This is a genomic window from Streptomyces sp. NEAU-W12 (assembly GCF_026242095.1).
Classification (GTDB): domain Bacteria; phylum Actinomycetota; class Actinomycetes; order Streptomycetales; family Streptomycetaceae; genus Streptomyces.
Genome location: NZ_JAPJDM010000001.1, coordinates 239,357 through 254,216, shown reverse-complemented (window position 1 = coordinate 254,216; position 14,860 = coordinate 239,357). Strand labels below are relative to the sequence as shown.

10 protein-coding genes and 1 pseudogene are annotated in these 14,860 nt (G+C 68.4%); 10 read left to right on the top strand and 1 reads right to left on the bottom strand.

Annotated elements, in window-relative coordinates:
• Window positions 1-13 precede the first annotated feature (13 nt).
• The 3 genes and pseudogenes from ORI94_RS01100 to ORI94_RS01090 form a co-directional block, all read left to right on the top strand.
• On the top strand, window positions 14-1,096 hold the full coding sequence (locus ORI94_RS01100; protein ID WP_266071770.1) for an inositol-3-phosphate synthase: 1,083 nt from the start codon (window positions 14-16) through the stop codon (window positions 1,094-1,096).
• 101 nt (window positions 1,097-1,197) lie between these two features.
• Window positions 1,198-2,460, top strand: coding sequence for an MFS transporter (locus ORI94_RS01095; protein ID WP_266071769.1), 1,263 nt, complete (start codon window positions 1,198-1,200; stop codon window positions 2,458-2,460).
• 123 nt (window positions 2,461-2,583) lie between these two features.
• Window positions 2,584-3,078, top strand: a pseudogene (locus ORI94_RS01090) (hypothetical protein); the annotation flags it as partial.
• 106 nt (window positions 3,079-3,184) lie between these two features.
• On the opposite strand, the gene ORI94_RS01085 reads toward ORI94_RS01090, so the two are convergent.
• Window positions 3,185-4,651: a CCA tRNA nucleotidyltransferase gene (locus ORI94_RS01085; protein ID WP_416237748.1), complete on the bottom strand. Its 1,467-nt coding sequence runs from the start codon at window positions 4,649-4,651 to the stop codon at window positions 3,185-3,187.
• A 251-nt stretch (window positions 4,652-4,902) separates the two neighbouring features.
• Here ORI94_RS01085 and ORI94_RS01080 point away from each other — a divergent pair, with 251 nt between their 5' ends.
• From ORI94_RS01080 to trxA, 7 genes are all read left to right on the top strand, one after another.
• Window positions 4,903-7,317, top strand: a complete 2,415-nt coding sequence (locus tag ORI94_RS01080; RefSeq protein ID WP_266071768.1) for a DUF6049 family protein — start codon at window positions 4,903-4,905, stop codon at window positions 7,315-7,317.
• Between the two features lie 44 nt (window positions 7,318-7,361).
• Window positions 7,362-9,683, top strand: coding sequence for a murein biosynthesis integral membrane protein MurJ (murJ, locus tag ORI94_RS01075; protein WP_266071767.1), 2,322 nt, complete (start codon window positions 7,362-7,364; stop codon window positions 9,681-9,683).
• 141 nt (window positions 9,684-9,824) lie between these two features.
• Window positions 9,825-11,549 carry a protein kinase family protein gene (locus ORI94_RS01070; RefSeq protein WP_266071766.1) on the top strand — a complete coding sequence of 575 codons (1,725 nt, stop codon included), beginning with the start codon at window positions 9,825-9,827 and terminating at the stop codon, window positions 11,547-11,549.
• Between the two features lie 30 nt (window positions 11,550-11,579).
• Entirely contained in the window at window positions 11,580-12,305 is a 726-nt protein-coding gene (gene sigM / locus ORI94_RS01065; protein WP_266071764.1) for an RNA polymerase sigma factor SigM, read from the top strand.
• Window positions 12,302-13,213, top strand: a complete 912-nt coding sequence (locus ORI94_RS01060) for an anti-sigma factor family protein (protein ID WP_266071763.1) — start codon at window positions 12,302-12,304, stop codon at window positions 13,211-13,213. The genes sigM and ORI94_RS01060 overlap by 4 nt, the downstream gene beginning before the upstream one ends.
• Window positions 13,214-13,405: 192 nt before the next feature.
• Window positions 13,406-14,374, top strand: coding sequence for a thioredoxin-disulfide reductase (trxB, locus tag ORI94_RS01055; RefSeq protein ID WP_266071762.1), 969 nt, complete (start codon window positions 13,406-13,408; stop codon window positions 14,372-14,374).
• A 41-nt stretch (window positions 14,375-14,415) separates the two neighbouring features.
• Window positions 14,416-14,748 carry a thioredoxin gene (gene trxA, locus ORI94_RS01050; RefSeq protein WP_266071761.1) on the top strand — a complete coding sequence of 111 codons (333 nt, stop codon included), beginning with the start codon at window positions 14,416-14,418 and terminating at the stop codon, window positions 14,746-14,748.
• Window positions 14,749-14,860 lie beyond the last annotated feature (112 nt).

Genomic DNA, 14,860 nt, shown 5'->3' with positions numbered 1-14,860 from the left:
GGGAGCAACCGGAATGGGTTCGGTTCGCGTAGCCGTCGTCGGTGTGGGCAACTGCGCCGCGTCGCTGGTGCAGGGCGTCGAGTACTACAAGGATGCCGACGCGGCGTCCAAGGTGCCGGGCCTGATGCACGTCCAGTTCGGCGACTACCACGTCCGCGACGTCGAGTTCGTCGCCGCTTTCGACGTGGACGCCAAGAAGGTCGGCCTCGACCTCGCTGACGCCATCGGCGCCTCCGAGAACAACACCATCAAGATCTGCGACGTCCCCAGCACCGGGGTGACGGTCCAGCGCGGCCACACCCTCGACGGCCTCGGGAAGTACTACCAGGCCACCATCGAGGAGTCGGCCGAGGAGCCGGTCGACGTCGTCCAGGTCCTCAAGGACAAGCAGGTCGACGTCCTCGTCTGCTACCTGCCCGTCGGTTCCGAGGACGCGGCGAAGTTCTACGCCCAGTGCGCCATCGACGCCAAGGTGGCCTTCGTCAACGCCCTCCCGGTGTTCATCGCCGGCACCAAGGAGTGGGCGGACAAGTTCACCGAGGCCGGTGTGCCGATCGTCGGTGACGACATCAAGTCCCAGGTCGGTGCCACCATCACGCACCGTGTCATGGCGAAGCTGTTCGAGGACCGCGGTGTCGTCCTGGACCGCACCATGCAGCTGAACGTCGGCGGCAACATGGACTTCAAGAACATGCTCGAGCGGGAGCGCCTGGAGTCCAAGAAGATCTCCAAGACGCAGGCCGTCACCTCCCAGATCCCCGACCGGGACCTCGGCGAGAGGAACGTCCACATCGGCCCGTCCGACTACGTCCCGTGGCTGGACGACCGCAAGTGGGCCTACGTGCGCCTCGAGGGCCGCGCATTCGGTGACGTTCCGCTGAGCCTGGAGTACAAGCTCGAGGTCTGGGACTCCCCGAACTCCGCCGGTGTCATCATCGATGCCCTGCGTGCCGCGAAGATCGCCAAGGATCGCGGTATCGGCGGCCCGATCCTGTCGGCCTCCTCGTACTTCATGAAGTCCCCTCCGGTGCAGTACTTCGACGACGAGGCCCGCCTGAACGTCGAGAAGTTCATCCAGGGCGAGGCCGAACGCTAGGACCCACCTCCTCGGGTGAGGACCTTGCCTCCCCTGCGGGTGATCGAGGGTCCCTGGGGCACATGTCCCGGGGACCCTCCCCGTATGTGAGGCTGTGCCCCATGGCCGTCGTCCGTGACCTGCGCGTCCTGCTGCGTTTCCAGGGCTTCAGACGCCTGCTCACCGTCCGGCTGCTCTCCCAGGGCGCCGACGGCGTCTTCCAGGTCGCACTAGCCTCCTACGTGGTCTTCTCACCGGAGAAGCAGACGTCGGCCGCGGCGATCGCCTCCGCGATGGCGGTCCTGCTGCTTCCCTACTCCCTGGTCGGCCCCTTCGCCGGTGCACTGCTCGACCGCTGGCGCCGCCGCCAGGTCTTCCTGTACGGCAATCTGCTGCGCGCACTGATGGCCTCGGTGACCGCTGCCCTGATTCTCGGCCAGGCCCCGGACTGGCTGCTCTTCACCTCCGCCCTGTGCGTAACCGCCGTCAACCGCTTCGTCCTCGCCGGCCTCTCCGCCGCGCTGCCACGCGTGGTGGACTCCGAGCGGCTGGTCATCGCCAATTCCCTCTCCCCGACCGCCGGAACGCTCGCCGCGACCGCGGGCGGTGGACTCGCCTTCCTCGTACGCCTGGTCGTCTCCGACTCGGACGCGGCCGTGGTGCTCGTGGGCGCGGCGCTGTACCTGTGCGCGGCTCTGGCATCGCTGCGCATGGCGAAGGAACTGCTGGGCCCCGACCGGGCGCTGGTGCAGCCGCGGCTGGCCGCGGCGCTCACCGGCACCGCTCGCGATCTGCTGGCAGGTCTGCGCCATCTGGCGGCGCCCTCGCGCAGGGAGGCAGCCTGGGCACTCGCCGCGATGTCTCTGATGAGGTTCTGCTACGGCGCCATGCTCGTCATGCTGCTGATGCTGTGCCGGTATGCCCTGACCGACACCACGGAGGAGGGACTCGCCCTGCTGGGCCTGGCGTTGGGTGTGTCCGGCGCCGGTTTCTTCGTCGCGGCCGTCGCGACCCCCTGGGCCGCGGGGCGGTTCGGGCCGGGCCGCTGGATCATGCTGTGCTCGGCGGCCGCCGCAGTCCTGGAGCCCGCGCTCGGTCTGCCCTTCGCCAGTGGCCCCCTGCTGCTCGGGGCATTCGTTCTGGGCCTGACCACCCAGGGCGCGAAGATCGCCACCGACACCATCGTCCAGTCCTCCGTCGACGACGCCTTCCGTGGCCGGATCTTCTCCCTCTACGACGTCCTGTTCAACGTGGCCTTCGTCGGTGCCGCCGCGGTGGCCGCTCTGATGCTGCCGCCGGACGGCCGATCAGCCCTCCTGGTGGTAACAGTCGCTGTTATCTACGGGGGAGTAGCTGTAGCTATCAGCCGTTTTGAGCGTCAGTAAGTGTCACATCAATGCCACAGAGCTTCCTGACCGTGTGGCGATGTCAGTGGTGCCCGGTAACTTGCCTGCGTCTTATCAACGCGCCATTCGCGCCATGTTCTTGTGTTCCAGGGGGACCTCCAAGTGACCACTCCGCCTCAGGGCAACCCGTTCGCTCAGGACCAGCAGCAGCCTCAGAGCCAGAACCCCTATGCCCAGGGACAGCCGGGCTTTCCCCAGCAGGCCGGCCAGCCTGGATTCCCCCCGCAGGGCGCCCCCGTTCCGCCGGAGCAGCCTCGCCGCAAGACCGGCTTCAAGACGATCAAGAACATCGTCATCGTCGCGGTGGTCGCCGCTGTGGCCATCGGCGGCTTCATCGCCAGCCGGGACGACGCCAACACCGCGACAGTCGGCGACTGCATGCACCGCGGCAGCACCAGTGACAACAATCCCGACCTCGAGGTCGTCGACTGCGGTTCCTCGGACGCCCAGTACGAGGTGCTCGCCAAGATCGACGGTTCGTTCCTCTCCGACACCCTGGCTTCCAGCAAGTGCGAAGCCGAGGCCAAGGATTTCCAGTACGTGTACACCCAGAGCGGTGACGGCAAGGACTTCCTGCTCTGCCTGAAGGACTACAAGAAGAAAGGCGGCACACGGAGGGGCGGTGTTTCACGTGAAACACCGCCCCTCCGTGCACCTCGGACGGGGTCATGTTTCACGTGAAACATGACCCCGTTCCGCACTCTCAGCCTTGCTGTCCGGCCCACCACTCCTTGAGGGCCGCCACCGCCGCCTCGTGTTCCATCGGACCGTTCTCCAGCCGTAGTTCCAGCAGGTGCTTGTACGCCTGACCGACAGCCGGACCAGGCTTGACTCCGAGGATCTCCATGATCTGATTTCCGTCGAGGTCCGGACGGATGGCGTCGAGCTCCTCCTGCTCCTGAAGCTGGGCGATCCGCTCCTCCAGACCGTCGTACGCGCGCGAGAGGGCCGCTGCCCGGCGACGGTTGCGCGTCGTGCAGTCCGAGCGGGTCAGCTTGTGGAGCCGGCTCAGGAGCGGCCCCGCGTCGCGGACATAACGGCGGACGGCGGAGTCCGTCCACTCTCCCATTCCGTAACCGTGGAACCGCAGGTGGAGTTCCACCAGGCGCGAGATGTCCTTGACCAGCTCGTTGGAGTACTTGAGGGCTGTCAGACGCTTCTTCGTCATCTTCGCCCCCACCACCTCGTGGTGGTGGAACGAGACCCGGCCGTCGTTCTCGAAACGGCGCGTACGCGGCTTCCCGATGTCGTGCAGCAGCGCCGCCAGGCGGAGGGTCAGGTCGGGGCCTTCCTCCTCCAGGGCCATCGCCTGTTCCAGAACGATCAGCGTGTGCTCGTAGACGTCCTTGTGCCGGTGGTGCTCATCGCTCTCCAGGCGCAGGGCCGGCAGCTCGGGCAGCACATGGTCGGCAAGCCCTGTGTCGACGAGCAGGGTCAGTCCCTTGCGGGGGTAAGCGGACAGAACCAGCTTGTTCAGCTCGTCCCGTACCCGTTCGGCGGAGACGATCTCGATGCGTCCGGCCATCTCCCGCAAAGCCGCGACCACCTCGGGAGCCACCTCGAAATCGAGCTGAGCGGCAAAACGTGCGGCTCGCATCATCCGCAGTGGATCGTCCGAGAAGGACGCCTCGGGAGTGCCCGGTGTACGCAGCACTCCTGCCGCGAGATCGTCCAGACCGCCGTACGGATCGATGAACTCCTTCTCGGGCAGGCCGACGGCCATCGCGTTCACGGTGAAGTCACGTCGGACGAGGTCCTCCTCGATGGAGTCGCCGTACGCCACCTCGGGCTTGCGCGACGTGCGGTCGTACGCCTCCGAACGGTAGGTCGTCACCTCGATCTGGAAGCTTCGGTCAGCGTCTCCGACACGGGCCTCCTTCTGGGCTCCGACAGTGCCGAAGGCGATGCCCACCTCCCAGACCGCGTCCGCCCACGGACGGATGATCTTCAGAACGTCCTGCGGGCGGGCATCGGTGGTGAAGTCCAGGTCGTTCCCGAGCCGGCCGAGCAGCGCGTCCCGGACCGAGCCGCCGACCAGAGCGAGTGAGAACCCGGCCTCCTGGAAGCGGCGGGCGAGGTCGTCGGCGACCGGGGCGACTCGCAGCAGCTCGTTCACCGCTCGGTCCTGCACCTGGCTCAGGGCACTGGTTTGTTCGTTGGCATTCGGCACAACAGAAAAGGGTACGTGGCCCGGGCGGCCGAAGGCTCCTCCATTGATCTGCCCCACCGACTCCCACAGTGCTCGCACAGGGCCGACGTCCGCTCGCGGCAGGCGCTCCCCCTATACGGCCACATACGGGACAGCGCGACGGCCGACCCGATCGTGCGGACCGGTCCGCGGCACTCAGCCACACGAGGCATCGTTACCATGCGTGGACGCACATCCGACGACCACTGACGACGATAGGGACGGGCGAGCGCGTGGCCGAGGCGGCAGACTTCCAGGGGATGAGTCCCTCACCTGCCCGCCGCTGGCTGCGGCGCACCGGCACCCTGTTCGCCGGAGTGCCCCTGCTGGCGGGTCTGCTTCAAATGCCCGCCGTGGCGCCCGCGGCCGCCTCCACAGGGAGTGCCGCGCGGTCCGCCACCGACGCGGGCCCGGTCTCCGTCTCCGTGAACTCGCTCACGCCCAGCCTCCCCGGCGAGGGCGACACCGTCACGGTGTCCGGCACGGTGACCAACACGGGCAAGCAAGCGGTCACCGACGCCCACGTCGGTCTGCGGGTGGGCCCTCTGCTGAACACACGTTCCGGGATCGACAGCGTCACCCGGGACGGCGACGACATTCAGGGCGCCATCGGACCGGAGATCGACGACAAGTACGCCCAGAAGTACACCGAGCTCACTCCCGGTGTCTCGCAACGCTTCAGCCTCTCTGTTCCCGTGGACGAGCTGAACCTCGGGAAGAACGGCGTCTACCAGGTGGCCGTGGCCCTCTCCGGGCAGACCGCCGCGCAGCCCTGGGAACAGACCCTCGGCGTCCGGCGGACGCTCCTGCCATGGCAGCCCGACGAAGCCGACACGAAGACGAGCACGACGTTCCTGTGGCCGCTGGTCTCCACGGTCCACACGACGGCGGAGACAGGCTCCAACGAGCAGCAGACCCCGGTCCTCCGTGACGACGACCTGGCCAAGGAGATCTCCCCGGGCGGCCGTCTGGACCGGATGGTGACGCTGGGCAAGAACCTCGACGTCACCTGGGTGATCGATCCGGATCTGCTGGCATCCGTCGACGCCATGACCGAGAGCTACGAGGTCCAGGGCGAGGGTGACACCACCACGCCCGGCGGTCATCAGGAAACCGCCAAGCGGTGGCTCGCCGACGTACAGAGCGCGGTGAAGGGCAAAGAGGTCGTCGCACTGCCCTTCGGCGATCCGGATCTGGCCTCCCTCGCCCACAACGGCACCTCGGTCACCGGCTCCCTGAGTCATCTCAAGGAGGCCACGGACGTCGTCGTCAACACGGTGGAGCCGATCCTCCACGTGAAACCGGCTACGGACTTCGCCTGGCCCGTCAACGGCGCGGTGGACCCCTCCGTCATCAAGGTCGCCACCTCCGCCGGCGCCGACAAGGTGATCGCCCGCAGCGACAGCTTCCGGGAGACCGGGGACCTGTCGTACACGCCCTCGGCCGCCCGCCCCATCGGCGGCGGCACCACGGCGGTCGTAGCGGACTCCCGGCTGTCCACCGTGTTCCAGGGCGACATGACCAAGGCCTCCACGTCCACGCTCGCCGTCCAGCGGTTCCTGGCCCAGAGCCTGACGCTGAGCCTCCAGACCAGCCGGCAGCGCGGCGTCGTCGTCGCTCCCCAGCGCACCCCCACAGCCAGCCAGGCCCAGACGATGGCCGAAGCCCTGAAGGCCGTCCAGGACGGGAACTGGTCGGAGCCCGAGGACCTCACCGCTGTCGCGAAGGCCGAGCCGGACCCTGCCGCCACCACCGAGGTCCCCGCGGCCTCCTCGTACCCCTCCTCGCTGCGCAGGCAGGAACTGCCTCGGTCCGCGTTCGAGCAGATCGCGAGGACGCAGGACAAGCTCGACAAGTTCAAGGTGATCCTCTCGGACCCGTCCCGGGTCGTGACCCCGTTCGGCCGGGCCCTGAACCGCGGGATGTCCGTCTCCTGGCGCGGCCGGATCTCCGAGGCAGCCACCTACCGCAGCGGTGTCGAGGCGTACCTCGACGGGCTCCTCGACCAGGTGAAGCTGATCGAAAAATCGGAGACGAAGCTCTCCGGCCGCAGCGCCACGATCCCCGTGACCGTCCAGAACAACCTGGTGCAAGGTGTCGAGAACCTGACGCTGCGACTCACCTCGACCAACCCGACCCGCCTCGAGATCGGCGGGGACGCCTACCAGGAACAGCCGGTCGCCGTCTCCGGCGGACACAGCCAGTCAGTGAAGTTCACCACGTCCGCCAATGCCAACGGCCGCGCGACGGTGATCGCCCAGCTGTACACGCAGGACGGCCAGAAGTACGGCGAGCCGGTCACCTTCGACGTCAAGGTCACCGAGATCACCGCCACGGTGATGCTGGTCATCGGCGGCGGTGTGCTGCTGCTCGTCCTCGCCGGTTTCCGGATGTACACGCAGCGCAAGCGTGCCGCGGTCCGCGAGGTCCGGGAGCAGAACCGCGCGGAGGACGAGGGCAACGACGACCCGCAGAACCCGGACGCCCCCGCGGAACGTCCTGCCGAGAAGCCGGAGAACGGCCCGGAGACGAAGAAGCCGGAGGCCGGCTCCGGGACGGACGGCCCAAAGCAGCCGAGTGACCCGGTACCGGACACCGAACCGGAAACCGCAGACCCGTCCGGCACGGGTGAGAGAGTGGACCGTTGAGGATGTCGTGGCCGGTGGGCCCGGGACGATGAGGTGGGGTAACCATGAACGCGCCGTACGACGGTGACCGCGGCCATGCCGCGGGCAACTCGGGCCATCCCGAGTCGGACCCCCATGGGGGTCCGCCGCCCGGTCACGACCCGGCGCCGCAGCCGCCCGCCGACACATACCTCCAGGACGCCTACGACCAGGACCCCTACCGGGCTCAGGACATCGCCGCCCAGGACCCGGTCTCCGAGGCCCTGTACGACCGCGCGGCACACCCTCCGCCACCCCCGGGCACATACCCCCCTCAGCAACCGTTGTACGGGCAGCCGCCCCGGTCGCCGTACGCGCCCGACCCACGGATCTGGGCCCAGGCGCCCGCTCCGGAGCCGGGCGGTCCGACTCAGCACCTCCCGTACGGGGACGACCCGCGCACGACGCAGTTCGTGGGCGTGGACGACCTGGTCGGTCAAGCCGGGGACCAGCGCCACGAGCCGGACGCCTTCGCCCACCTCTTCCGCGATCAGCAGCAGGGCGGCGGGCACGCCGGACCGTACGACGGGGGATATTCCGGGCAGCAGGGCAGCGGGCACCCCGGCCACCAGCCGGTGACCGGCGGGCAGTCCTACGAGTCCGCTTCCGTGCCCGGCCCGGCCTCTGCGGCCCCCGGTCACTACGCGGGAGCCACGCCTCCTTCGGTCGCCGAGGCTCCCGTGCCGGAGCCGGCTCCCGCGGCTCCCCCGAAGAGGGGCGGCCGGGCCGGAGGGCTGCTGAAGTCCAGCGCCGTGATGGCGGCGGGCACCATGGTGTCCCGCCTCACGGGCTTCATCCGGTCCGCACTGATCGTCTCGGCTCTCGGCCTGGGCCTGCTCGGCGACTCGTTCCAGGTCGCGTACCAGTTGCCGACCATGATCTACATCCTCACCGTCGGCGGTGGCCTCAACTCCGTCTTCGTGCCGCAGCTCGTCCGTGCCATGAAGGACGACGCCGACGGTGGCGTCGCGTACGCCAACCGGCTGCTCACCCTCGTGATGGCGGCCCTGGCCGCACTGACCGCCGTCGCGTGGCTCGCCGCACCGCTCCTCGTAAGGGCGCTGTCGAACCCGGTCGCCTCCGATTCCTCGGCCAACGAGGTCGCCGTCACCTTCACCCGCTACTTCCTGCCCTCGATCTTCTTCATGGGCGTGCACGTGGTGATGGGGCAGATCCTCAACGCGCGCGGCCGGTTCGGCGCGATGATGTGGACCCCGGTCCTCAACAACATCGTCATCATCGTGACCCTCGGTACGTTCATCTACGTCTACGGCACCGCAGCCGACTCACGGATGACCGTCACGAGCATCCCGCCGGAGGGCCAGCGTCTCCTCGGCATCGGTATCCTGCTCGGCCTCGTCGTCCAGGCTCTGGCCATGATCCCGTACCTGCGCGAGACGGGATTCCGCATCCGTCTGCGCTTCGACTGGAAGGGCCACGGGCTGGGCAAGGCGGCGATGCTCGCCAAGTGGACCATCCTGTTCGTGCTCGCCAACCAGGCGGGCGCGCTGGTCGTGACCCAGCTGTCCACCGCTGCCGGTCTGGACTCCGACGTCCAGGGCACCGGTTTCGCCGCCTATGCCAACGCCCAGCTGATCTGGGGCCTGCCGCAGGCCATCATCACCGTCTCCCTGATGGCCGCCCTGCTGCCCCGTATCTCCCGCTCGGCGGCAGAGGACGACGGCGGCGCCGTCCGGGACGACATCTCCCAGGGCCTGCGCACCACGGCCGTCGCGATCGTGCCGATCGCCTTCGGCTTCATCGCGCTCGGCATCCCGATGTGCACCCTGATTTTCGGCTCCTCGGGCATCAGCGAAGCGACCAACATGGGGTACATGCTGATGGCCTTCGGCCTCGGCCTGATTCCCTACTCCGTGCAGTACGTCGTCCTGCGTGCCTTCTACGCCTACGAGGACACCCGAACCCCCTTCTACAACACGGTCATCGTTGCCGCGGTCAACGCGGTCGCCTCGGCGGTCTGCTTCTTCGTCCTCCCGGCCCGTTGGGCTGTGGTCGGCATGGCCGCCTCGTACGGCGTGGCCTACGCGACCGGCGTCGGTATCGCCTGGCGACGACTGCGCACGAAGCTGGGCGGAGACCTGGACGGCGCCCGGGTCCTGCGGACGTACGCCCGGCTGTGCATCGCCTCGGTTCCGGCCGCGCTGCTCGCCGGCGCGATCTGCTACGGAATCGGACACACCCTCGGTCAGGGCGTCGTCGGTTCCTTCGCCGCGCTGGTGGCCGGTGGAGCCGTGCTGCTCGGCGTCTTCTTCGTCGCCGCGCGCCGGATGCGCATCGTGGAGGTCAACTCGCTGGTCGGTATGGTCCGCGGACGCCTGGGACGCTGAGGCGCGGGTAGGCGCACAACCATCGTCGGCCCTTGTGTGTCGTGCATAGCGGCGGACTGTGGGCACAATTGGTTTCGGCGTCGGACGGCGCGCACGGGCCGTTGCCCGACGCGCACATGGATGGGGAGGCAGGGAACGACGGTGGCGGAACGGAGCACAGCTGCCGTCGACGTGGCAGACAACAGCGGCGACCAGTCGCTGACCGCGCAGGCGGACCAGTCCACGGCCGACGGGGTGGCCAAGAACCGGGAGCAGGACACGGACAGCGACGCGGCACAGGAGAACATCGGGACCGACGGTTCCGGGAAGACACCGCCGCTCGAACTGCACAGCGGTCACAAGCTCGCCAGACGCTACCGCCTCGAAGAGTGCGTCACCCGTCTGGACGGGTTCAGCAGTTGGCGTGCCGTGGACGAGAAGCTCCGCCGCGCCGTCGGCGTGCACATCCTGCCCGCACACCACTCGCGTGCCCGCTCCGTCCTGGCCGCGGCCCGTTCCTCCGCCCTGCTGGGCGACCCGCGCTTCGTTCAGGTCCTGGACGCCGTGGAGGAGGACGACGTCGTCTACGTCGTCCACGAGTGGCTTCCCGACGCCACCGAGTTGACCGCCCTCCTGGCGGCCGGACCGCTGGAGGCGTACGACGCCTACCAGATGGCCAGTCAGATCTCCTCCGCCATGGCCGCGGCCCACCGCGAGGGACTCTCCCATCTGCGCCTGAACCCCAACGCGGTACTGCGCACCTCGACCGGCCAATGGCGTATCCGGGGCCTCGCGGTGAACGCGGCGCTGCGCGGCATCGACTCCGACACCCCGCAGCGCACGGACACCGAGTCCATCGGCGCCCTGCTGTACGCGGCGCTCACTCAGCGCTGGCCGTACGAGAGTGACGCCTATGGTCTGTCCGGGCTGCCGAAGGACATCGGCCTGATCCCTCCCGACCAGGTACGGGCCGGCGTCCACCGGGGCCTGTCCGAGCTCGCCATGCGCGCCCTGGCCAACGACGGGGCCACCGCGTCCCGCCACGAGTCCCCCTGCACCTCACCGGAGGAACTGGTGAAGGCGATCGGCGAGATGCCCCGCATCCGCCCGCCGGAGCCCGCGTTCACCACTCCACCGGACTACCAGCGCACGACCTACCAACAGGGCTCCTACGGTCGTCCGGCATCCCGTCCGGGTGCGCGTGTCACACAGCCGGTGCCTGTCCCGCCGCCTCCGCTGCAGAGCCGTACCGGCAAGGCCCTGAAGTGGGCTGTGTCGGCACTGCTGATCGCCGCGCTCGGACTGGGCAGTTGGCAGCTCGCCGACGCCCTCATCGACCAGAGCGGCAACGCGGGCGACACCAACAAGACCCAGACGACGGACGGGGACGACAAGAGCGGCGACAAGCCCAAGCCGGCCGAGCCGCTCACGATCCAGGGCGCTCAGGAGTACGTTGCGACGGGCGGCGCCCAGGCCCCGGGGGATGTGGCCAAGACGTACGACAACGACAGCGAGACCTACTGGCGGACCAAGAAGTACAACGAGGGCCCGACACTCGCACCGTACAAACCCGGCGTGGGCATCGTCTACGACCTCGGCTCGGCCAGGAAGATCTCGTCGGCTTCGATAGGCCTCCGCTACACCGGTGACCACACAACGGTGCATCTCTATGCGACGGATTCGCTGACACCGTCAACCGGAGTCGACGGCATGAAGGAGATCGCGACCGGCACGACCAGGAGCGGGTCCCTGGACGTGAAGGCATCGGAAGCCGTGACGTCACGGTACGTGTTGTTGTGGATGACGGCGGTGCCGAACGCACCCGCCGACGGCTACAGCAGCGCCGGCTACAAGCAGGCCATCACCGACCTGAAGTTCACCGGCTGACGTCTCGCCGAGCGAGGGGAGGGGGCCCCGATGCCGGATGGCACCGCGCACCACGACACGAACGATCAGGACCTCCTCACCCGTCACGTGGAAGGCGATCCCGAGGCCTTCGGGGAGCTCGTCCGCCGGCACCGGGACCGTCTCTGGGCGGTCGCCCTGCGGACCCTGGGGGACCGTGAGGAGGCCGCTGACGCGGTTCAGGACGCCCTCGTCTCCGCCTACCGGGCCGCCCACACCTTCCGGGGCCAGTCGGCCGTCACGACGTGGCTGCACCGGATCACGGTGAACGCCTGTCTGGACCGTGCGCGCAAGGCGGCATCCCGGAAGACCTCCCCCGTCGACGACACGGAGCGCCTGGAGCAGCTGCTGGAGCCCCATGAGTCCGCTTCGGCTCCCGCGGAACGGAACGATCTGCACCGCCAGCTCATCGAAGCGATGGGGACGCTTCCGCCCGATCAGCGGGCGGCGCTCGTCCTCGTGGACATGCAGGGCTACCCGGTGGCCGAGGCCGCCCGCATCCTCGACGTGCCCACCGGCACGGTGAAGAGCCGCTGTGCCCGGGGCAGAGCCAGACTCCTGCCTCTTCTGCGCCATCTGCGACCGGACGGCAGCGGTGACGGCAGGAGACGGGGTGAGGAGCGGAACCGGACGCAGGGGGCATCCGTCCCACCCGCAGCGGAACCGCGTCGAGCGGATCCGCCGGATACAGGACCGAGTGACCCAGCGGCAGTGAAGGGCGGAGGTGGGCGAGCGTGACCTCGACGACAGACATGACGGAGCACCCAGGCGTCGAGGAGATCTCCGACCTCACCGAGGGGCTTCTGTCGCCCGCCCGGGACACCACTGTGCGCCGTCACCTGGACGAGTGCGAGCTCTGCGCGGACGTCCGCGCCTCACTGGAGGAAATCCGAGGGCTGCTCGGCACTATGCCGGGTCCACCGCGTATGCCGGCCGAGACGACGAGCCGTATCGATGCCGCGCTCGCCGCGGAGGCTCTGCTCCACGCCACAGTGCCGGAGCCCCAGGACATCACCGAGCCGGCCGACACTTCCCCTGCCCTGTCCGATGCGGATCGCGCGCATGTTTCACGTGAAACAGCGGCATCGGCGGACCGCCCCGCTGGGCGCCCTCGGCCGTCCACCACCGGTCCGGGCCGCAAGGGCCGCATGCACCGTGGACGTCGTCGGGCCGCTGTGCTGGGAACAGTGTTCACCGTGGCGGTCCTGGGGCTCGGCACGGTATTCCTGTCCTCCCAGAACGAGGACCCGGGGGGCGGTCAGCAGACGACCGCCACGGACACCCTCTCCGAGGGAAAGCTGGAGAAGCGGGTCTCCGACCTCCTCGCACAGGGCCAGATGAAGACCGGCTCCCCCAACAGCCCGCAGACCTTCGGCCTCGAGTCGGCGCCCGGTTCGGCCACCAGCCCCAGGGTGCTCAAGTCCGCGGTTCCGGAATGCGTCCGCAAAGGGATCGGCCGCGAGGACGCCGCCCTCGCCACGGAGGAAGGCACCTACGAGGGGCGAGAGGTCCTGCTGGTGGTACTTCCCGATCCCTCCGACGACACCCGGGTGACCGCGTACATCGTCGATGCTTCCTGTGTCTCCCATCCCTCCTCCGCCTCTGCGGCGAAGGTTCTGCTGAAGCACTCCTACACACGCGCCTGACGGACGACGCTTCACCCACACCCTGTGTGGTATCTCCTACCCTGTACGCCTCCCGAGCCCGCCCGCGGACCGCGTCCGCGTACCCGGACCCAGCGGGAATGCGCGCCCCATAGGATCCGTTGGGTGAGGTGAGAGTTCAGACAGAAACTCCCACCGGTCGGATGACACAGACCAGAGACGAGGAATCAAGCCGTGAGCGACGTCCGTAACGTGATCATCATCGGTTCGGGGCCTGCCGGCTATACCGCGGCGCTCTACACCGCCCGTGCGTCGCTGAAGCCTCTGGTGTTCGAGGGCGCCGTCACCGCCGGTGGCGCGCTGATGAACACGACCGATGTCGAAAACTTCCCAGGCTTCCAGGACGGCATCATGGGCCCCGAGCTCATGGACAACATGCGCGCCCAGGCAGAGCGCTTTGGTGCCGAGCTCATTCCGGACGACGTGGTCTCCGTCGACCTGAACGGCGAGATCAAGACTGTCACGGACACCGCGGGCACCGTCCACAGGGCGAAGGCCGTCATCGTCACCACCGGCTCGCAGCACCGCAAGCTCGGCCTGCCCAACGAGGATGCCCTATCCGGCCGCGGTGTCTCCTGGTGTGCCACATGTGACGGCTTCTTCTTCAAGGACCAGGACATCGCCGTCATCGGTGGCGGTGACACCGCGATGGAGGAGGCCACCTTCCTCTCCCGGTTCGCCAAGTCCGTCACGGTCATCCACCGCCGCGACACCCTGCGGGCCTCGAAGGCGATGCAGGAGCGCGCCATCGCCGACCCGAAGATCTCGTTCGTCTGGGACAGCGAGGTCGCTGAGGTCCAGGGCGACCAGAAGCTCTCGGGTCTGAAGCTGAGGAACGTCAAGACCGGTGAACTTTCGGATCTGGCGGTGACCGGTCTGTTCATCGCCATCGGGCACGACCCTCGCACGGAGCTCTTCAAGAGCCAGCTGGAACTGGACGACGAGGGTTACCTGAAGGTCGAGGCACCGTCGACGCGTACAAACCTCACCGGCGTGTTCGGCGCCGGTGATGTGGTCGACCACACCTACCGCCAGGCGATCACCGCCGCTGGTACGGGCTGTGCCGCCGCCCTCGACGCCGAGAGGTTCCTGGCAGCTCTCTCCGACGAGAAGCAGGCCGAGCCCGAGAAGACCGCTGTCTGACCCCCACCCGCCCCACGTATCAACCAGTTAAGGAGCCCGCCGTGGCCGGCACCCTGAAGAACGTGACGGACGATTCCTTCGATGAGGACGTCCTCAAGAACGACAAGCCTGTCCTGGTGGACTTCTGGGCCGCCTGGTGCGGTCCTTGCCGCCAGATCGCTCCTTCTCTCGAGGCCATTGCCGCGGAGTACGGGGACAAGATCGAGGTCGTCAAGCTGAACATCGACGAGAACCCGGGTACGGCCGCCAAGTACGGCGTCATGTCCATCCCGACCCTGAACGTCTACCAGGGTGGCGAGGTCGCCAAGACCATCGTCGGTGCCAAGCCGAAGGCCGCGATCGTCCGCGATCTCGAGGACTTCATCACCGAATGATCGCCGACCGCCTCACCGGCGGCGCATGTTTCACGTGAAACGCGGAGGGGCCGGCCCCCAGGGCCGGCCCCGCCCCCGTACCCGCCCCCGGCCCAGGGGGGGCCAAGCCGGG